The organism is Flavobacterium panici (assembly GCF_024499525.1).
GTDB classification, from domain to species: domain Bacteria; phylum Bacteroidota; class Bacteroidia; order Flavobacteriales; family Flavobacteriaceae; genus Flavobacterium; species Flavobacterium panici.
This window is the reverse complement of record NZ_CP100437.1, coordinates 2,015,904-2,032,305: the sequence shown is the minus strand read 5'-3', so window position 1 is coordinate 2,032,305 and position 16,402 is coordinate 2,015,904. Positions and strand designations below refer to the sequence as shown.

Here is a 16,402-nt window from a genome sequence, read left to right as displayed (position 1 = left end):
AAAATAAGGTTTATAATTTGTTCGGTTTTTTTAGTGTCATTTCTAAATATGAATGCGCAGGAAAATTTTTCAGTGCAGCTGAATTTAAAAACAGAGCCTACTGACAAAATTGATTTTACTGAAACAAGTATTGGTGTCTCGCTCAACAAAAAAATAAGTTCAAAAAGCCTGATTACAAATACACTGGAATATTCGAATTTGAATGTAAACTATGATTTAGGCCGTTATGAATCTTTTGAAGATTTAGACAAGCTGCAGTTGATTAAGAACAAATTTGAATTTTCGCAGGAAATATCAAATTCGACAAAACTGAATTTTGCGGTTACGCCAACGTTCAGTTTTCAGGAAAATTTAGGTTTTTCTGATTTTACACTTTTAGGAAGTTTTGAAATAAAACAGGAATTAAATTCAAAAACAACTTTAAGTATTGGAGCGGCCAGAACCAGCGCTTTTGGAAATCCAAAATTTCTGCCGTCAGCCTCTTTAAATTATAAAATGAATGACAACGCTAATGTGCTGATTGGTTTTCCGGATTCAAGGATTTCGTATTCAAATAACATACGCAATAAGTTTAGTTTAAGTAACAGCTTCAACGGAAGTTTTTACAATTTAAATATTCAGAATGAAATAGATAAAAATGCCGCAAAAGCTACTTTATCACAAATGACAACCTCATTTGAATATGAAAGAAATGTCGACAAAAACTGGTTTTTAAATTTTAAAGCCGGATATGATTTTGACAAAAAATACAAATTAACAGACGGTGATAATCATACTGTTTATGATTTCAACATAAACAACGGATACATTTTAGGAATTGGGATCAAATACAAACAATAAATAAATTTTAAACACTATGAATAATCTAAAAAAAGGAATATTATTCGCAACCCTGCTTTCGAGCCTCTTTTTTATAAGCTGCAGCAATGATGACGATGATGATGATTTAGTAGGTAACTGGATTAAAAAATCAGCGTTTGACGGTCCTGCAAGATCTAGTGCAACAAGTTTTGTAATTGGAGATTTTGCTTATGTAGCAACGGGTTATACCGGAGATGAATATTTAAAAGATTTATGGGCTTATAACTCAACTGGAGATTACTGGGAACAGAAAGCTAATTTCGGAGGTGTTGCCAGAAGTTCGGCATCAAGTTTTACGCTAAATAATAAAGGTTATGTGGGACTTGGTTATGATGGAACTAATAAATTAAAGGATTTCTATCAATATGATCCATCAAGCAACAGCTGGACTCAAAAAGCTGATTTTGCAGGAACAGGTCGTTATGCTGCCGTTGGTTTCCAGGCTGGCGGAAAAGCTTATTTTGGAACTGGTTATGATGGAAATTATTTAAAAGATTTTTACCAGTATGATGATCAGGCAAATACCTGGACGCTTGTAAATGGATTTAGCGGTAATAAAAGACGTAATGCTACTGTATTTGTAATTTCAGATAAAGCTTATTTGGTTACCGGAGTTAACAATGGCGTGTATCAGGAAGATTTTTGGGAATTTGATCCTGCAACTGATGTCTGGACAAGAAAAAGAGATATCGATAAAGATACAGATGATGATTACACCTGGAATGATGAATATGCCATTACAAGATCTAATGCTTCTAGTTTTTCAATGAACGGATTAGGATATGTTGTGGGCGGTGAAAACATCAAGACCGTTTGGGAATACAATCCTTCAACAGATCTTTGGGAAGAAAGAACAGCTATGGAAGGTGCAACAAGAACTGATGCTGTTGGCTTTACAATTAACAATCGCGGTTTTTACATGTTAGGAAGAGTGGGTTCTACTTACTTTGACGATGCATGGGAATTTAGACCGCAAGATGAACAAAGCGACGATGACAATTAATACTAAACAATTCTTCTGGAGTAAAATCCAGAAGAATTTATTGCTTTTCATTCTGGTTTTACAAATTGTTTCCTGTACAAAAAAGGAAGTTTTTAAAACCGAATCATTTAAAACAAATACAGGCTGGGGATATTCGATTTCTTATAAAGATAAAATCATAATCAAACAATCGATTATTCCTGTAATAAATGATAACAAAAGTTTTTCAACAGAAGAAGATGCCTTAAAAACAGCCCATTTTGTGGTTGAAAAACTCAAACAAAACTTATCTCCAACGGTAACCAAAAATGAATTAATTTTATTAAAAATAAAATTATAAATGACACTAGATACCATTAAAAATACAAATTCAAATAAAATACTATTCCATTTTATGATTTGGATTTTCTTTATTCTAACATCGCTGATTCAATTTTATGAAAGTCCATTTAGAATCAATAATGATTTCTATGTACAATGGGCAACAGGAATTTTGTTATTTTATCTGAATTATTTTTACTTGGTACCTGCTCTTCTTTTACAAAAAAAGTATTGGAAATATTTTCTGTTCATTTTTATTCTTATTGCTGTCTTCATGATTATCAGGATTCATTATTTTATTCCTGAGTTTAGACACATGAGAACAAGAATGATGCCGCCCGAAGCAATTAACCTGTATAAGCAAAAAGGCAGAGTAATGATGGCGCCGGCGAGACAGCCGTTGTTTTTTAAAATTGGCCCGTCTTTTTTTTATATTTTAATTATTACCATAAGCGCCGTTATTAGAACGCTGACAGAGTTTTACAATAACCAGCAAAACAAATTAATCGCCGAAACACACAGAACGAATACTGAATTGATTTATCTGCGAAAGCAAACCAATCCGCATTTTTTATTCAATTCGTTAAACAGTATTTATTCTCTGGCACATAAGAAATCTGATTTGGTCCCTGATGCCATCGTAACCTTATCTGAATTAATGCGCTATATGCTCTACGAAACAGATAACAAAACGGTGGCTTTAGAAAAAGAGATTAATTATATCCAGAATTATATTGAACTGCAAAAACTCAGACTGAATAATATTGAAGACATTGTTATAAATGTTCACGGCAATACCAAAAACAAGTTTATTGAACCTTTGCTTTTAATTTCTTTTGTAGAAAATGCTTTTAAGTACGGAACTGATTACAAAGGCGCTACACATGTAAAAATTAAGATATTCATTTCTGAAAATGATCTGGATTTTTGGATCGAAAATACTATCGAAAATTATGAAAAAGATCCTGACAATTCTGGTATCGGACTTATAAATATTCAAAGCCGACTGGATTTACTTTATCCAAATGCACACGAACTGACTATTAATCAGGATAATCATTTTTATCGCGTTCATTTAAGTTTAAAATTAGATGAAATAAAAACCACATAAACGTTAAAATGATACTTGGATTAATTGCGTACTTTTATGATAATTTTAAAACTTAATTCATTGGTTTAAAACTACTTTTGACTGCCAAAACAAATTTAAAAACTTAATTTTCAACAGATGAAATGTGTAATTATAGATGATGAACCTTTAGCAGTTGAACTATTAGAAGATTTTGTCAAGAAGGTAGATTCGCTTGAACTGGTCAGCACTTTTAATAATGCGATCGATGCCGTTTCATTTATCAATCAAAATAATATTGATTTGATTTTTCTTGATATTCAAATGCCGCATTTCTCCGGAATTGACTTTTTAAATACAATCGAAAAAAAACCTTTGGTCATTTTTACAACCGCTTATTCTGATTATGCCGTTGAAGGTTTTAATCTTGGTGCGGTTGATTACTTAGTAAAACCAATTCCGTTTCATCGTTTTTTAAAATCTGTGGTTCGGGCGCAGCAAATCAGTAATCCTGCAGCGGCTGTTCAGCCCATTTCTGAAAGCATTGCCACTCCGGAAGTTGAACAAGATTTTATGTTTGTGAGAGCTGAATATGAAAATGTAAAAATGAATTTCTCGGATATTCTTTTTATCGAAGGTTTGAAAGATTATGTAAAAATTTACACGACAGACAATAAATTCACGCTGACTTTAATCAGTTTAATAAAATTAGAAAACCTGCTTTCAAGCAAAGGATTTTCGCGAATTCACCGATCTTATATTATCAATATAAAACACGTAAAATCAATACAAAAAAATAAAGTTTTGATTAGCGATAAACGAATTCCAATAAGCGAAAGTTATAAAAATGCTTTCTTCGAAAAAATCAATCTTTAAAGTATTAAATTCCAAAAAATAAAAATTCCAAATTCCAATGAAGTGTCAATAACTATTGGAATTTGGAATTTTTTATTTTGGAATTTTTATTATTTGGAATTTAATAGAATTTATTCTTTAAACCAGCCAGAATACATTACGTAGTTGTTTGATATACGTTCAATTTCTCCGGCAAAATCAGATTGATCTATATCTTTTACCTTTTTGGCAGGAACACCGGCAAAAATAGTTCCCGAAGGAACAACTGTATTTTGGGTTAAAACCGCTCCGGCCGCTACTATCGAATTACTTTCGACAACGCAGTTATCCATTACAATAGAGCCCATTCCTATTAAAACATTGTCGTGAATTGTACAACCGTGAACGATCGCATTATGTCCTATAGAAACATTGTTTCCTATAATTGTTGGGTGTTTTTGATACGTACAGTGAATTATTGCGCCATCCTGAATATTTACTTTATTTCCTATTTTGATAAAGTGAACATCGCCACGAACAACTGCATTAAACCAAACGCTGCAAGATTCACCAAAAGTAACATCGCCAACTATAGTTGCATTTTCGGCAACGTAACAATCTTCTGGAATTGCAGGTGATTTTCCGTTTACAGATTTAATAAGCATAATAAAATTTTAATTAATTGCCGGACAGTTACAATCGTAACGTTCCTTTCTACAAAATATATTAACTCCTAAAGTAATCTGGTGGTATCCGCCAGTATCAAATTTTACATCGCCTGTAACCTGAGAATAGGTGTAAGCAAACATAAAGTTTTTAAAATTCACGCCCACAATTGGTGTAAAATATTGCAGTTTTTGATTTGAAACTCCGCTTCCAGAGCTAAACTGAGCTCCGTCAAAACTTCTTCTATAAGATAAAGCAGCCCATAAACTTCCAAAATCTAAATTCTTATAAGCTTTTAAGTTCAGGTCAATAGATTTTTCTTTTGTCTGATCAAACAGTTGAAATAAAATAGAAGGCTCCCAGGTAATTTTATCTCTTTTCCCAAATACATAACCTGCACTAAAAAGAAACTTTCTTAAATTATCACTTTCGTAATCTGTATACAATTCTCTTCTCGTTTCAAGAACGCCCTGAACCGTTGCATGCGCATAAAAATCTAAATAGTTATAAGAAGCTCCAAAATCTACATTAAAATAAGAGTCTTTTTGAATCGAACCAAAAACAATTGGATCAAAAGTACCGCCAAATTTTGTTTCATCTAACTGATTCTGAATCAATCCTCCGCTAATACCAAAAGAAAGCTGATTTAAATCGACTTCATCTCTTGAAAACATAATATGATGTGCATAGGTAAGCTTTACTCCTTTTTCAGAATGATATCCGTTTTTATCATTAAAAACAATAATCCCGGCACCGGAACGCTCTCCTAATCTTCCGTTAACACTTAAAGTTTGAAGTGTTGGCGCATCTTCCTGACCAAACCATTGCTTTCTGGCTGTTAATCTAACTTTTGCACAATTTGCTGCTCCAGCCATCGAAGGATGAATCAAGTAGTAATTATCTGATAAATAATCAGAGTAAACAGGAATTCCTTCTTGAGAATAAGTATAAAAAGTCGTTATTAAAAAAACAATTAATAACTTGATTTTTAATTTCATAATGGCGGGCTAGTTAGTCTAATTTTTACACTCTTGATAATTTCGTACGAATTATTTGAATAGAGTCTTAATTATTTTATTAAAAAATCAAATATAGGTAATAGTAGAAAATAACTTTAGTAAATTTGCAAAAAATTACTACCATGACAAAAATCACTATAAAAGAGACTCAAAATCCTACTATCTTAAAATTCGAATTTGAAGATTTTATTACTCAAAATCAAAACTTTGAATTCAAAAACATAGATGAAGCCCAAGCTTCGCCTTTAGCACAGCAATTGTTCTATCTGCCGTTTGTAAAAACCGTTTATATTTCAGGAAATTTTATTGCAATCGAAAGATACAGCATTGTAGAATGGAGTGACGTACAAGATGATGTTGCAGAGCAAATTGCAGCATTTGTAGACAAAGGCGGCGTTATCATTAAAGTTGACGAAAACAAAGCAAAAAAACAGCCTATTACGGTTTATGGAGAAACAACTCCAAATCCTTCAGCACTAAAATTTGTGGTAAGCAGAATGTTGACTAGAAACGCGGTTGAATACAAAAATATTGACCAGACTGCTTCTTCTCCGCTTGCGCAGGAATTATTCAAATTCCCTTATGTAAAAGAGGTTTTTATTGATGAGAACTATATTTCTGTTACTAAATACGAAATCAACGACTGGTCTGAAATCACTTTGGAGTTAAGAACATTTATTAAACAATTTATTGAAAACGGAGGAACTGTTTTAGATGAAAATCTAATTCAGACTACTACTAAAAATGATGTTACAAAAGATGAAGCATTTGATAAATTAGATGTTACATCTCAGCAAATTATCAATATTTTAGAAGAATACGTAAAACCAGCAGTTGCGGCTGATGGTGGAAATATTGCTTTTGATTCTTATAATGAAGAAGACAAAACTGTAAAAGTGATATTGCAAGGTGCGTGCAGCGGTTGTCCATCGTCTACTTTTACTTTAAAAAGCGGTATCGAAAATATGCTGAAAAGCATGTTGAATGATGAAGCCATTAAGGTTGAAGCTTTAAATGCATAAAAACTTCAATTATCTATAATTATAAGCGTCTCATTTGAGGCGCTTTTTTTATTTCATAATTAATTAAACGAAAATTAAATTGTTTTTCTCGAAAAATAATTAATATTGTAACCTCAACTAATCATTTTAAAACCATGGGATTATCATCATTTTTCAGCAATTTGTTTGGCTCGGCAAAAGAAACAGCAGTAGATTTTGCAGATCAGGCCGAAAATACTTTTGAAGAAGTCAAAGAAGCCTCAGAACCTATAATCGATTCTGCAGCAGAATATCTGGAACATACTAAAGATGCTGTGAGCGAATATGTAGAAAAAGCATCTGACTCTATACATGACGTGATTGATTCTATTAAAGAAGTAATTACTGAAACTGCAAATGAAGATTATAAATTGGTTACAGAAACTGTAGTTGATGTGAGCGAAGACGCAGTAACAGATTCAGACTCTGAAGAAGAGAAGTAACGGAAAGTATTTTCATATAAAAACAAAATATAGCTATATTTGCAAAATCAATTTACCTTCTCTTTGAGAAGGTTTTTTTATTCAAAATAATATGTACATCAATCCTGAACAATTTAGCAATTACGCTGCAAAATTCATCAATATCTTAATCGATTATTCTCCAAAATTAATCTCAGCATTATTAATTTTATTTGTTGGTTTATATGCCATTCGATTAATCAACAGAATAATTAGAAAAGTAATGGTTAAGAGAAATCTTGACCCAACATTAACAAAATTCCTTGCTGACATTTTATTGTGGGCGCTTCGAGTTTTATTGTTTGTTACTTTTATTTCAAAACTGGGAATCGAGACTTCTTCATTTGTTGCTATTCTGGGCGCAATGGGTCTTGCAATTGGTTTATCACTACAGGGTTCGCTTTCGAATTTTGCGGGCGGAATGCTGATTATCGTTTTCAAACCTTTTAAAGTTGGAGATACAATCGAAGCTCAGGGAGTTATTGCAACGGTTTTAGAGATTCAGATTTTTGTCACTAAAATGTTGACCGGAAATAATCAAACGGTTTTTGTTCCGAATGGTGCTTTGTCAAACGGAACTATTATTAATTATTCGATGCAGGGAGAAAGAAGAGCCGATTTGACTTTTTCTGTTTCTTATGATTCTGATATTAAAAAGGCAAAAGAAGTTTTATTGGATGTTTTAAATAAAAATCCAAAAGTGCTTAAAAAGCCGGCACCTGAGGTTTTCGTAAAAAATTTATCAGCAAGTTCTGTTGATTTTGCAGTTCGTCCGTGGGCAAAAAATATTAATTACGGAGCTGTTTTTTCTGATACTTTAGAAAATTGCAAAACAGCTTTAGACGAAGCAGGAATTTCTGTTCAGCCGTTTACAGTTCAAAAATAAAAATTAGATTATTGTTTTTTTGATGGCAGTGTCATCATAAAATCTTTCAAATAATAAGGTTCAAAATAAGCGACATCTACTGTGTCGCTTTTTTGATATTTATCAAAACTGATTTTACTCATTTCTCTTGCCGAAGGGTATTTGATTTCTTCTAAAAACACAAAATTTTCTTTAGTCAAAACTGGTTTGCATTTCTCTGCACAATCCCCTACGAAATAAAGTTTTTCTGTATAGGCTGCAAAAGATTCTTCTGTAATAATCTCCGCTTGGATTCCTCTTTTAACTTGTAAATCAGCAGTAAAAATCTCGCTGTACACTTCCATTCTTCTGGCGTCCAGCATCGGGATGATTTTCCCATCAGAAACATTTGCTTTTGACGCTAAAGTCTGCAAAGTATCTACAGCAATTAACGGAATATTTAATGCAAAACACAATCCTTTTGCCGCCGAAACCCCAATTCGTAAACCTGTATAAGAACCTGGTCCCTGACTTACTGCAATGGCTTTTAAATCCTGAACTGAAATACCGGATTCTGCAATAACTTCTTCAATAAAAACATGAAGTTTTTCAGCATGCGAATATCCTTCTTCAGCAATTTCTTTACAGAGAACAGTTTCTCCATTTTTTGCAATTGAGACTGAACAGTTTTTGGTAGCGGTTTCGATATTGAGAATGAAAGACAATGTAGTAAGTGTTTTTATTAAAAAATCATCTGAAAATTGTAGCTGCAAAAATAAGGGTTAATAACCAAAATAACAGAAATGCCACACCTAAATTTGCTGCTAAAAAGCCTAAATATAGGATCAGTTTTTTTTGTATTGTAAAATATTTAAATTCATCATTATAATATTTTGTTTTATAGACGCTGTAATGCACCCATATCAAATATATAACGACAGAAATAAAAGCACCCAATAAACTGAAAATCATTTCTGCCGGAACTCCATGCAATGCAATAATCATATTATTGATTTACTTTTTTGGAGCATCCGCTTTTTTAATTTTTACTTTATCACCAGAATTTAATTCTTTAGAAACTGTTGTGTACGGTCCAGTAATTACCACATCACCCGGTTTCAAACCAGACATTACTTCGATATTTGTATCGTCTTGAATTCCTGTTTTAATGATTCTGATTTTAGCTTTGTCTCCTACTTTCACAAAAACACATTCGAATTTCTTGTCGCTTTTTGGAGTTGCTTTTTTCTCGTTTGGATCTTCTACTTTAAAGTCAGTAACGGCTGTTGTATCTGACTTTACTACAACAGAACTAATTGGCACTGCTAAAACATTGTTTTTAGTTGTTGTAATAATATCAACAGTAGCTGTCATTCCAGGTCTAAAAGGAGAATACGCTGCTGGTTTTCCTTCTAATAAATCCTGATATGATTCTTTTAAAATACGAACTTTAACTTTGAAATTGGTAACCTGATCTGAAGTTAATGTTGTACTTGCAGAATTTGAAATACTGGTTACAACACCTCTAAATTTCTTTTTTAGATAGGCATCAACTTCAACATTTGCTTCATCCCCTATTTTAATTTTTACAATGTCATTTTCGTTTACATCAACTTCAACTTCCATGTTATTAAGATTCGCAACTCTTAAAAGCTCTGTTCCTGCCATTTGCTGCGTTCCTAAAACACGTTCTCCTAATTCCACATTTAGTACTGAAATTGTACCATCTGCAGGAGCATAAATTGTTGTACGTCCTAAATTGTCTCGGGCTTCTGTAACAGAAGCCGAAGCACTTTGAACATTATAGTAAGAAGATTGTTTTGTTGCCTTTGCGACTTCATAAGTCGATATGGCTTTATCCCAATCTGATTTTGAAATTACACCTTTATCATAAAGCGTTTTGTTACGCTCATAATTTGCTTTTGCCTCTTTAAAACTGGCTTCAGACTGCACTAAACCGGCTTTAGTTCCAGATAAATTTGCTACTGATCTTTCTAAACCTGAAGTATACAAATCAGGGTTTATTTTTACCAGTAAATCTCCTTTTTTTACAACCTGACCTTCTTTTACATTTAATGCAATAATTTCACCGGAAACCATTGATGAAAGTTTTACTTCAATTTCCGGCTGGATTTTTCCTGTTGCCGAAACTGTTTCTACAATTGTTGAAGCAGCTACTTTTGATGTTTCAACTTCTTTTCCTTCATCTTTGTTTCCTATTACTCCTGCTTTGGAAAGCCCTATTAATGCTATGATAATAATTACAGCTCCGCCAACTAAGAAGTAAATTGTTTTTTTTGACATAATAAATTATTTTGTAATAATTGGAACAATTGGAATTCCGAAATAGAACTCAAGTATTTTTATTTTGAACATGTAATCGTATTTCGTTCTGATAACATCAGATTGTGCATTTGTCAGCAAAGTTTGTGCTTGTGTAAAATCGAATGAATTCATTAAACCAACATCGTACTTTTCTTTAGCATAATTATATGCCTGCTGTCTTGCTTCTAAAGTAATCGTTGAAGATTCATAAGTATTTAAAGCACCTTTTGCATCTGTAAATGCTGTATAAACGTTACGTTGCAAATCTAAACTTTTTTGCTCTAAATCTATTTTAGATTTCTCTAAACTTACTTTGTTTCTTTCAACATTGTTTTTTACAGAGAAGCCATTAAATATTGGAACACTTAACTGAAAACCAAAATTGTGTCCTTTATTATCACTAAACTGATCAAAAACCGGATTTGGAGCTGCATAAATTGGCTCATTTGTAACAGGATCAGCTCCAATTATTCTGTCACTGTAACTTGCACTGGTACTAAATTGATAAAAACCTCTCAAAGTTGGCTGATAAGCTCCTTTTGCAATAGCAACATTTTTTTCGGCAATTTCCAGATTAGTCTGAGCTAATTTAAGTTCTGTTCTTGTTTCTTTTGCTTTATTGTAAATATCAATTGGGTTTTGCGCCATGATATTATTTTCATCTTTAGCATTTGTATCATCAACTACATCAAAATCTGCAAATTCCTTTAATTGTAAAAGCTGAGCCAAACTTAATTTCGAAATCAATAAATTGTTTTCAGAAACGGTAATATTTTGTTTATCTGTAGCAACAGTTGCTTTTAAATCAAATAAATCTCCACGCGGAATTGTTCCTGCATTTACCATTTCTTCAGAACGAGAATAACGTTTTTCGTCGATCGCTAATTGTTCTTTCTTTATTTTTAAATCTTCTTTGTTAGATAAAATCTGAAGAAAAGCATTGGCAACATTCAACGAAATATCTTCTTGCATTTTCATCAGTTGATATTTTGATGCTATAATAGAAAGACTAGCTCTTCTATAGGCATTTTGATTTTGAAGACCTTTGTAAATATCAACATTAGCATTTACACCTAATGAAGAATACTGCGTTGTTTGTGTAGTGGCAATATTGGTAACAGGGTTAACGTTCAAACCGATATTCCATGAATGTGAAGCGTTCCCGTTTACTGTTGGAAGATAACTTCCTAATGCTCCTCTTTTGTCAATAGTTGCCGTTTTGACATCCAGTTCAGATAATTTAATTGTAATGTTATTGTCTAATGCGTATCGCACACATTCTTCCAGTGTCCATTGTTTTGATTGTGCGTGTCCGGCTAATCCAAACCCGAACAACATAGCAAAAACAAGACTATTATATTTATTTATTTTCATATATTTTGAATGAAAGCGCAGTAAACCAAACTACGCAAATTTAACATTTTTTAAAACCAAAAAACTCTTTACAGCTTCAAATTATTTTTTTTCTTCTTTCTCGTCAATTAAACCCTGATTCCAGATTTTAATTTTATCCGTGTTTTTGATTCCGCTTTTAACCTGAACGTAAATTCCGTCGCTTACACCCAAAACTAAATCTCTTCTTTCAAATTTTTGAGGTGCTGTTTCAACTTCTACATATGGTTTTTGAGTTTTTTTGTCAAATTGAACTAATGATTCTTTTATAGCCAGAACTTTATCTGCTTTTTCAAGAATAATAGATGCATTTGCGCTTAAACCGGCTCTAATAAATGTATCATCTCTATTTTCTAATCTTGCTTTTATTTCAAACTGAATTGCTCCGTTTTCTACAACTCCTTTTGGTGCAATATCAGTTAAAACTGCTTCGAATTTTTTATTTTCAATTGCTCCAACAGTTATTTCAATTGCCATTTTTTCTTTGATTTTTCCAACCTCAGATTCGTCAATTTTTCCAATAAAAATCATTCTTCCAACATCGGCAACACTTGCAATTGTAGTTCCTTCGTTGAAATTATTACTTTCAATAACCTGGTTACCCACTTTTACAGGAACTTGTAAAACCATTCCGTTTACTGTTGAACGAATTAAGGTATTAGCATAACTTCCTAATGAAGTCGTTGTACCTGTTTTAACGATATCTAAGTTTTGTCTTGCAGCCAGATACGTTTGTTTTGCTTGTTTGTAAGCTACTTGTGCCGCATCAAAATCATTGGCAGAAATTACATCTTTATCAAAAAGTGTTTTTTGTCTCTGAAAGATTTTCTCCTGATTGTCTAAAGCAATTTTGGCAGTCTGAACCTGATTTTGAGTACTGCTTACATTAGATACGTTGGCTACAACTCTAATTTTAGCGATCATATCTCCTGCTTTTATTTTTTCTCCCGCTTTGATATAAACCTGCTCAATAATACCTGAAATATTTGGTTTGATTAATACCTCTTCATCAGGCTGAATATTACCAGTCGCAATTGTATTTTTTACGATTGTTTTAATCTCTGCTTTTTCCGTTTTAAAAACAATTGGCGATTCTTGATTCTTTGCGTATAAATAGTAAAGTGCGCCAAAAAAGACTATAGCAATTAAAATTAAAATGGTTACGGTTACTCCTTTTTTCATTTTGTTTTTTAGTTTAATCGATTATTTTTTTGATTGATAATTTTATTCTGTTCGTAAAGCATCTACGGGCTTTACATTAATTGCGATCTGTGCCGGAATAAATCCTGCCAGTAAACCAGATCCTACTAATATAATTAAAGCAACAAATACAACTCCTAAGTCGACACTTGGATTAGCAAACATGGTATCGTTTCCGGGCGGCATCGAATCCAGCGCCATGTTTAAGAGGGCTATAATTCCTGTTGCTACGGCAATACCAAACATTCCAGAAATGATTGTTAAAAATATAGACTCAGATAAAATCTGACTGCGAATTGCTCCCGGAGTTGCCCCTAAAGCTCTTCTAATTCCTATTTCTTTTGTACGTTCCTTAACTACGATCAGCATAATGTTTGAGATTCCAATAACACCCGAAATCAAAACTAATGTCCCCACAAAATAGGCAATGATTTTCAAGATATTAAATAAACTCTGCACTTTATTGAATTGCTCGTACAAATCAAAATTCCCTACTGCCCTATCATCTGCAGGATTTATGGAATGAAGTCCTTTTATTATTTCTAAAATTTTAGGTTTCAAGTCGGTAATCGATGTTTCATCTTTTGCCGTAAGTGCCATCCATCCTACTTTGTCTCCATAATTAAAAGCCTGTTGAAAAGTCGTGAACGGAATAAAAATATTTTTTTGTTCCTGTTCTGCATTTCCACCTTGCTGTTTAGATTTGTAAACACCTACAACCATAAAGTTGACACCATTAATTTTGATATAAGTCCCAACAGGTTCTTCTTCTTTTCCGTAAAGTTCACTAATAACACCTTTACCAATTATAGCTATTTTTCTTTTATCCAGAATATCCTGCTGGTTTATAAATCTTCCGTTTATAATATCCATTGGCTGCTGTTTGATCAACTCGGGATAATCTCCATAAATGGTAAAAGCAGACGTTTTTGTACCTCGAACCACATTATTTGTTCCGTTAAAATCTCCTAACTGATTTCTTGGCGAAACATATAATAAATCCGGCAGCGCTGCTTTTAAAGCTGCAACATCACTATTTCTAAAATCATAACGACGTGTTTTTGGCAGGCCTTTATACGCTTTAGAGGTTGTCTGGCTCCACATAAACATTGTATTTGTGGCAATTCCGTCAAATCCTTTTTTAATACCGTTTTCTAAACCTTGTCCTGCTGCAAGTAATATCACTAATATGAATATACCCCAAAACACTCCAAATGCAGTTAAGATTGTTCTAAAAACATTTGCTGTCAGAGCCTGTAAAATCTCATCCCAATTATCTTTCTTAAACATAATTTATTCTTCTCTAAGTGCTACAATAGGTCTAATTTTGGCGGCTCTGTATGCAGGAAAAAAACCTGCCATCGCACCTGCAAATACAAGTAAAATAAGCGTCGTGAATGCTACGCTAAAATCAACCTGCGGATTCACAAAATATTCGCTTTGTACTTGCGGACCAACAAATTCAAGCAATAACAAACTTGCCAGCAAACCAATAAAACCAGCAACAGTGGTAATAAAAATAGATTCATGAAGGATCATAGAAATAATAGAAAATGGTGACGCTCCAAGCGCCTTTCTAATTCCAATTTCTTTGGTTCTTTCTTTCACAATAATAAGCATAATATTACTTACCCCTACAACTCCGGCTATAATCGTACAAATTCCAACCCACCAAAAGAATAGCCTGATATAAAGATTCAAATCATAAAATTGCTTAACATCTTTAACTGAGTTGTAGGCATTTACCCCTCCATCATCATCAGGGGCTACCATATTTTTACTTCTAAGTAAAGCCTTTAAATCTTGAGTAAATTTCTCAGATTGAGCCAAAGCTTCATCATAATCTTTTGTCTTTTTTAAAGTAAAGAAAATGTTACTTATTTTATCTCCTCCTCCATAAGCTCTCTGAACAGTTGTTTTAGGTAAATACGCCCTCGCTTCCTCTCTCTCCCCACCAGGATCTGTAAAAACTCCTACTACTTTAAAATTGACATTATTGATTGCAATTTCTTTTCCTAAAGGATCTTTGTCTTTAAACAAATCTGTTTTTATTTTCATCCCAATAGCAACAATTTTTTCATTATTTGTCAAATCATTGCTATTAACAAATCTACCTTGAACAATAGTAAGATTTTCAACTCCGGCATAATCAGGATCTACTCCTTTATATTGATAAGTACCCGATTCTTTCCCATATGTAAATGAAGCTCCCCAAAAATTATATGATGCAGACCTTAATTCTAATTTATCACCAAATTTTTGAACCGATTGATTATAATCGCTATTTCTAAATTGAATTTGTCTGCCAGGATTTAATCCTTTATATTCTTTAGTTGTAGTTCCTGACCAAACTTCAATAAGACCAGTAGCATCACGCTCAAAACTTTTTTCAATACCGTTTTGAAGCCCTTTTCCCGCTCCAAGCAAAATCACCAAAATAAAAATCCCCGAGGCCACCGATACTCCTGTCAAAAAAGTTCGGAGTCGGTTTTTGGAAATTGCATCAAATATTTCCTGCCAACGCTCAATATTAAACATAAGATGAAGCTCTAACTTGTTCTACTAATTTATCATCGATAATTAATCCATCTTTCAGGACCACATTTCTTTTGCACATTGCGGCAATATCAGGTTCGTGTGTAACGATTAAAATTGTTTTTCCTTCATCGTTAATTCCTTGAATAAGTTCCATAACTTCATAAGAAGTTTTAGTATCTAAAGCTCCCGTTGGCTCATCGGCAAGTAAAACTTTTGGGTTCGAAGCCAGCGCTCTTGCAATTGCAACACGCTGTTTCTGTCCTCCCGAAAGTTCATTTGGTAAGTGATGAGAATGTGAACCCAAACCTACTTTTTCAAGGTATTTCATTGCAATATCGTAACGCTCTTTTCTTTTTACACCTTGATAATACAATGGCATAGCAACGTTATCTAATGCTGATTTATAATTAATCAAATTAAAAGATTGAAAAACAAAACCTAAAAACTTGTTTCTGTATTTTGAAGCCAGAGTTTCGTTTAATTTTTTAATTGGCGTATTGTCTAAAATATAACTACCAGAATCGGCTTCATCCAGAATTCCTAAAATATTAAGAAGCGTCGATTTTCCAGATCCTGATGATCCCATAATCGCTACTAATTCTCCTTCGGCAATATTAAAATTTATTCCTTTCAACACATGCAGTTCCGAACTTCCCATTTTATAGGATTTATGCAAATCTTTAATTTCGATCATGGTATTGTTAAATTTTTAAAACAATAATAATATATTTTATAAGTAAATTATGATAATAAAACGTTAATAATTGTGTTTCATTATCTAAATAAGACGGCAGTTGTTATCAAATGTTACACTTTATCAGGATAATTTAATAGTTTTCTTAATTTTGCT

17 protein-coding genes are annotated in these 16,402 nt (G+C 32.7%); 8 read left to right on the top strand and 9 right to left on the bottom strand.

All coding sequences use genetic code 11. The features are described from left to right. Positions 1-48 precede the first annotated feature (48 nt). From NLJ00_RS08895 to NLJ00_RS08875, 5 genes are all read left to right on the top strand, one after another. Positions 49-840: a DUF6268 family outer membrane beta-barrel protein gene (locus tag NLJ00_RS08895; RefSeq protein ID WP_256636936.1), complete on the top strand. Its 792-nt coding sequence runs from the start codon at positions 49-51 to the stop codon at positions 838-840. Positions 841-856: 16 nt separating this feature from the next. Next, entirely contained in the window at positions 857-1,864 is a 1,008-nt protein-coding gene (locus NLJ00_RS08890; RefSeq protein WP_053471635.1) for a Kelch repeat-containing protein, read from the top strand. After that, a complete protein-coding gene (locus tag NLJ00_RS08885) occupies positions 1,854-2,183 on the top strand; it encodes a DUF4907 domain-containing protein (protein ID WP_256636935.1) in 330 nt (109 codons plus the stop codon). Before NLJ00_RS08890 ends, NLJ00_RS08885 begins: the two co-directional genes overlap by 11 nt. Continuing rightward, positions 2,184-3,275: a sensor histidine kinase gene (locus NLJ00_RS08880; RefSeq protein WP_256636934.1), complete on the top strand. Its 1,092-nt coding sequence runs from the start codon at positions 2,184-2,186 to the stop codon at positions 3,273-3,275. It abuts the gene before it with no gap. Between the two features lie 117 nt (positions 3,276-3,392). Further along, positions 3,393-4,109: a LytR/AlgR family response regulator transcription factor gene (locus NLJ00_RS08875; RefSeq protein WP_053471638.1), complete on the top strand. Its 717-nt coding sequence runs from the start codon at positions 3,393-3,395 to the stop codon at positions 4,107-4,109. Positions 4,110-4,219: 110 nt separating this feature from the next. On the opposite strand, the gene NLJ00_RS08870 is transcribed toward NLJ00_RS08875, so the two are convergent. Further along, the gene (locus tag NLJ00_RS08870) at positions 4,220-4,732 is read right to left on the bottom strand and encodes a gamma carbonic anhydrase family protein (RefSeq protein ID WP_256636933.1); all 513 of its coding nucleotides are present in this window, start codon (positions 4,730-4,732) and stop codon (positions 4,220-4,222) included. A 9-nt stretch (positions 4,733-4,741) separates the two neighbouring features. Continuing rightward, positions 4,742-5,731 (bottom strand): PorP/SprF family type IX secretion system membrane protein, encoded by a 990-nt coding sequence (locus NLJ00_RS08865; protein WP_256636932.1) that lies wholly within the window; start codon positions 5,729-5,731, stop codon positions 4,742-4,744. Positions 5,732-5,874: 143 nt separating this feature from the next. Between NLJ00_RS08865 and NLJ00_RS08860 the strand changes: the two genes are divergently transcribed. The 3 genes from NLJ00_RS08860 (at position 5,875) to NLJ00_RS08850 (ending at position 8,139) form a co-directional block, all read left to right on the top strand. Next, complete coding sequence (locus NLJ00_RS08860; RefSeq protein ID WP_256636931.1) at positions 5,875-6,774, top strand: NifU family protein; 900 nt, start codon at positions 5,875-5,877, stop codon at positions 6,772-6,774. A gap of 134 nt (positions 6,775-6,908) precedes the next feature. Then, positions 6,909-7,235, top strand: coding sequence for a hypothetical protein (locus NLJ00_RS08855; protein WP_053471642.1), 327 nt, complete (start codon positions 6,909-6,911; stop codon positions 7,233-7,235). A 91-nt stretch (positions 7,236-7,326) separates the two neighbouring features. Next, complete coding sequence (locus NLJ00_RS08850; protein WP_256636930.1) at positions 7,327-8,139, top strand: mechanosensitive ion channel family protein; 813 nt, start codon at positions 7,327-7,329, stop codon at positions 8,137-8,139. Between the two features lie 8 nt (positions 8,140-8,147). Here NLJ00_RS08850 and tsaB read toward each other — a convergent pair whose 3' ends face one another. The 7 genes from tsaB to NLJ00_RS08815 all read right to left on the bottom strand — a co-directional run bounded on the left by tsaB (position 8,148) and on the right by NLJ00_RS08815 (position 16,246). Then, positions 8,148-8,822 (bottom strand): tRNA (adenosine(37)-N6)-threonylcarbamoyltransferase complex dimerization subunit type 1 TsaB, encoded by a 675-nt coding sequence (tsaB, locus tag NLJ00_RS08845; protein WP_256637466.1) that lies wholly within the window; start codon positions 8,820-8,822, stop codon positions 8,148-8,150. Positions 8,823-9,111: 289 nt separating this feature from the next. After that, entirely contained in the window at positions 9,112-10,401 is a 1,290-nt protein-coding gene (locus NLJ00_RS08840) for an efflux RND transporter periplasmic adaptor subunit (RefSeq protein ID WP_256636929.1), read from the bottom strand. A 6-nt stretch (positions 10,402-10,407) separates the two neighbouring features. Further along, entirely contained in the window at positions 10,408-11,796 is a 1,389-nt protein-coding gene (locus tag NLJ00_RS08835; protein WP_256636928.1) for a TolC family protein, read from the bottom strand. 81 nt (positions 11,797-11,877) lie between these two features. After that, the gene (locus NLJ00_RS08830; protein ID WP_180857522.1) at positions 11,878-12,996 is read right to left on the bottom strand and encodes an efflux RND transporter periplasmic adaptor subunit; all 1,119 of its coding nucleotides are present in this window, start codon (positions 12,994-12,996) and stop codon (positions 11,878-11,880) included. Between the two features lie 42 nt (positions 12,997-13,038). Then, a complete protein-coding gene (locus NLJ00_RS08825; RefSeq protein WP_180857523.1) occupies positions 13,039-14,304 on the bottom strand; it encodes an ABC transporter permease in 1,266 nt (421 codons plus the stop codon). Positions 14,305-14,307: 3 nt separating this feature from the next. Further along, positions 14,308-15,552 (bottom strand): ABC transporter permease, encoded by a 1,245-nt coding sequence (locus tag NLJ00_RS08820; RefSeq protein ID WP_180857524.1) that lies wholly within the window; start codon positions 15,550-15,552, stop codon positions 14,308-14,310. Beyond that, positions 15,545-16,246 carry an ABC transporter ATP-binding protein gene (locus tag NLJ00_RS08815; RefSeq protein WP_053471651.1) on the bottom strand — a complete coding sequence of 234 codons (702 nt, stop codon included), beginning with the start codon at positions 16,244-16,246 and terminating at the stop codon, positions 15,545-15,547. The genes NLJ00_RS08820 and NLJ00_RS08815 overlap by 8 nt, the downstream gene beginning before the upstream one ends. Between the last annotated feature and the right edge of the window lie 156 nt (positions 16,247-16,402).

Bases quoted from the DNA above. Each gene is read 5' to 3' on its own strand.
- NLJ00_RS08895 (WP_256636936.1), top strand. From the start codon at position 49: ATGAATGCGCAGGAAAATTTTTCAGTGCAGCTGAATTTAAAAACAGAG.
- NLJ00_RS08890 (WP_053471635.1), top strand. From the start codon at position 857: ATGAATAATCTAAAAAAAGGAATATTATTCGCAACCCTGCTTTCGAGC.
- NLJ00_RS08885 (WP_256636935.1), top strand. From the start codon at position 1,854: ATGACAATTAATACTAAACAATTCTTCTGGAGTAAAATCCAGAAGAAT.
- NLJ00_RS08880 (WP_256636934.1), top strand. From the start codon at position 2,184: ATGACACTAGATACCATTAAAAATACAAATTCAAATAAAATACTATTC.
- NLJ00_RS08875 (WP_053471638.1), top strand. From the start codon at position 3,393: ATGAAATGTGTAATTATAGATGATGAACCTTTAGCAGTTGAACTATTA.
- NLJ00_RS08870 (WP_256636933.1), bottom strand. From the start codon at position 4,732: ATGCTTATTAAATCTGTAAACGGAAAATCACCTGCAATTCCAGAAGAT.
- NLJ00_RS08865 (WP_256636932.1), bottom strand. From the start codon at position 5,731: ATGAAATTAAAAATCAAGTTATTAATTGTTTTTTTAATAACGACTTTT.
- NLJ00_RS08860 (WP_256636931.1), top strand. From the start codon at position 5,875: ATGACAAAAATCACTATAAAAGAGACTCAAAATCCTACTATCTTAAAA.
- NLJ00_RS08855 (WP_053471642.1), top strand. From the start codon at position 6,909: ATGGGATTATCATCATTTTTCAGCAATTTGTTTGGCTCGGCAAAAGAA.
- NLJ00_RS08850 (WP_256636930.1), top strand. From the start codon at position 7,327: ATGTACATCAATCCTGAACAATTTAGCAATTACGCTGCAAAATTCATC.
- NLJ00_RS08840 (WP_256636929.1), bottom strand. From the start codon at position 10,401: ATGTCAAAAAAAACAATTTACTTCTTAGTTGGCGGAGCTGTAATTATT.
- NLJ00_RS08835 (WP_256636928.1), bottom strand. From the start codon at position 11,796: ATGAAAATAAATAAATATAATAGTCTTGTTTTTGCTATGTTGTTCGGG.
- NLJ00_RS08830 (WP_180857522.1), bottom strand. From the start codon at position 12,996: ATGAAAAAAGGAGTAACCGTAACCATTTTAATTTTAATTGCTATAGTC.
- NLJ00_RS08825 (WP_180857523.1), bottom strand. From the start codon at position 14,304: ATGTTTAAGAAAGATAATTGGGATGAGATTTTACAGGCTCTGACAGCA.
- NLJ00_RS08820 (WP_180857524.1), bottom strand. From the start codon at position 15,552: ATGTTTAATATTGAGCGTTGGCAGGAAATATTTGATGCAATTTCCAAA.
- NLJ00_RS08815 (WP_053471651.1), bottom strand. From the start codon at position 16,246: ATGATCGAAATTAAAGATTTGCATAAATCCTATAAAATGGGAAGTTCG.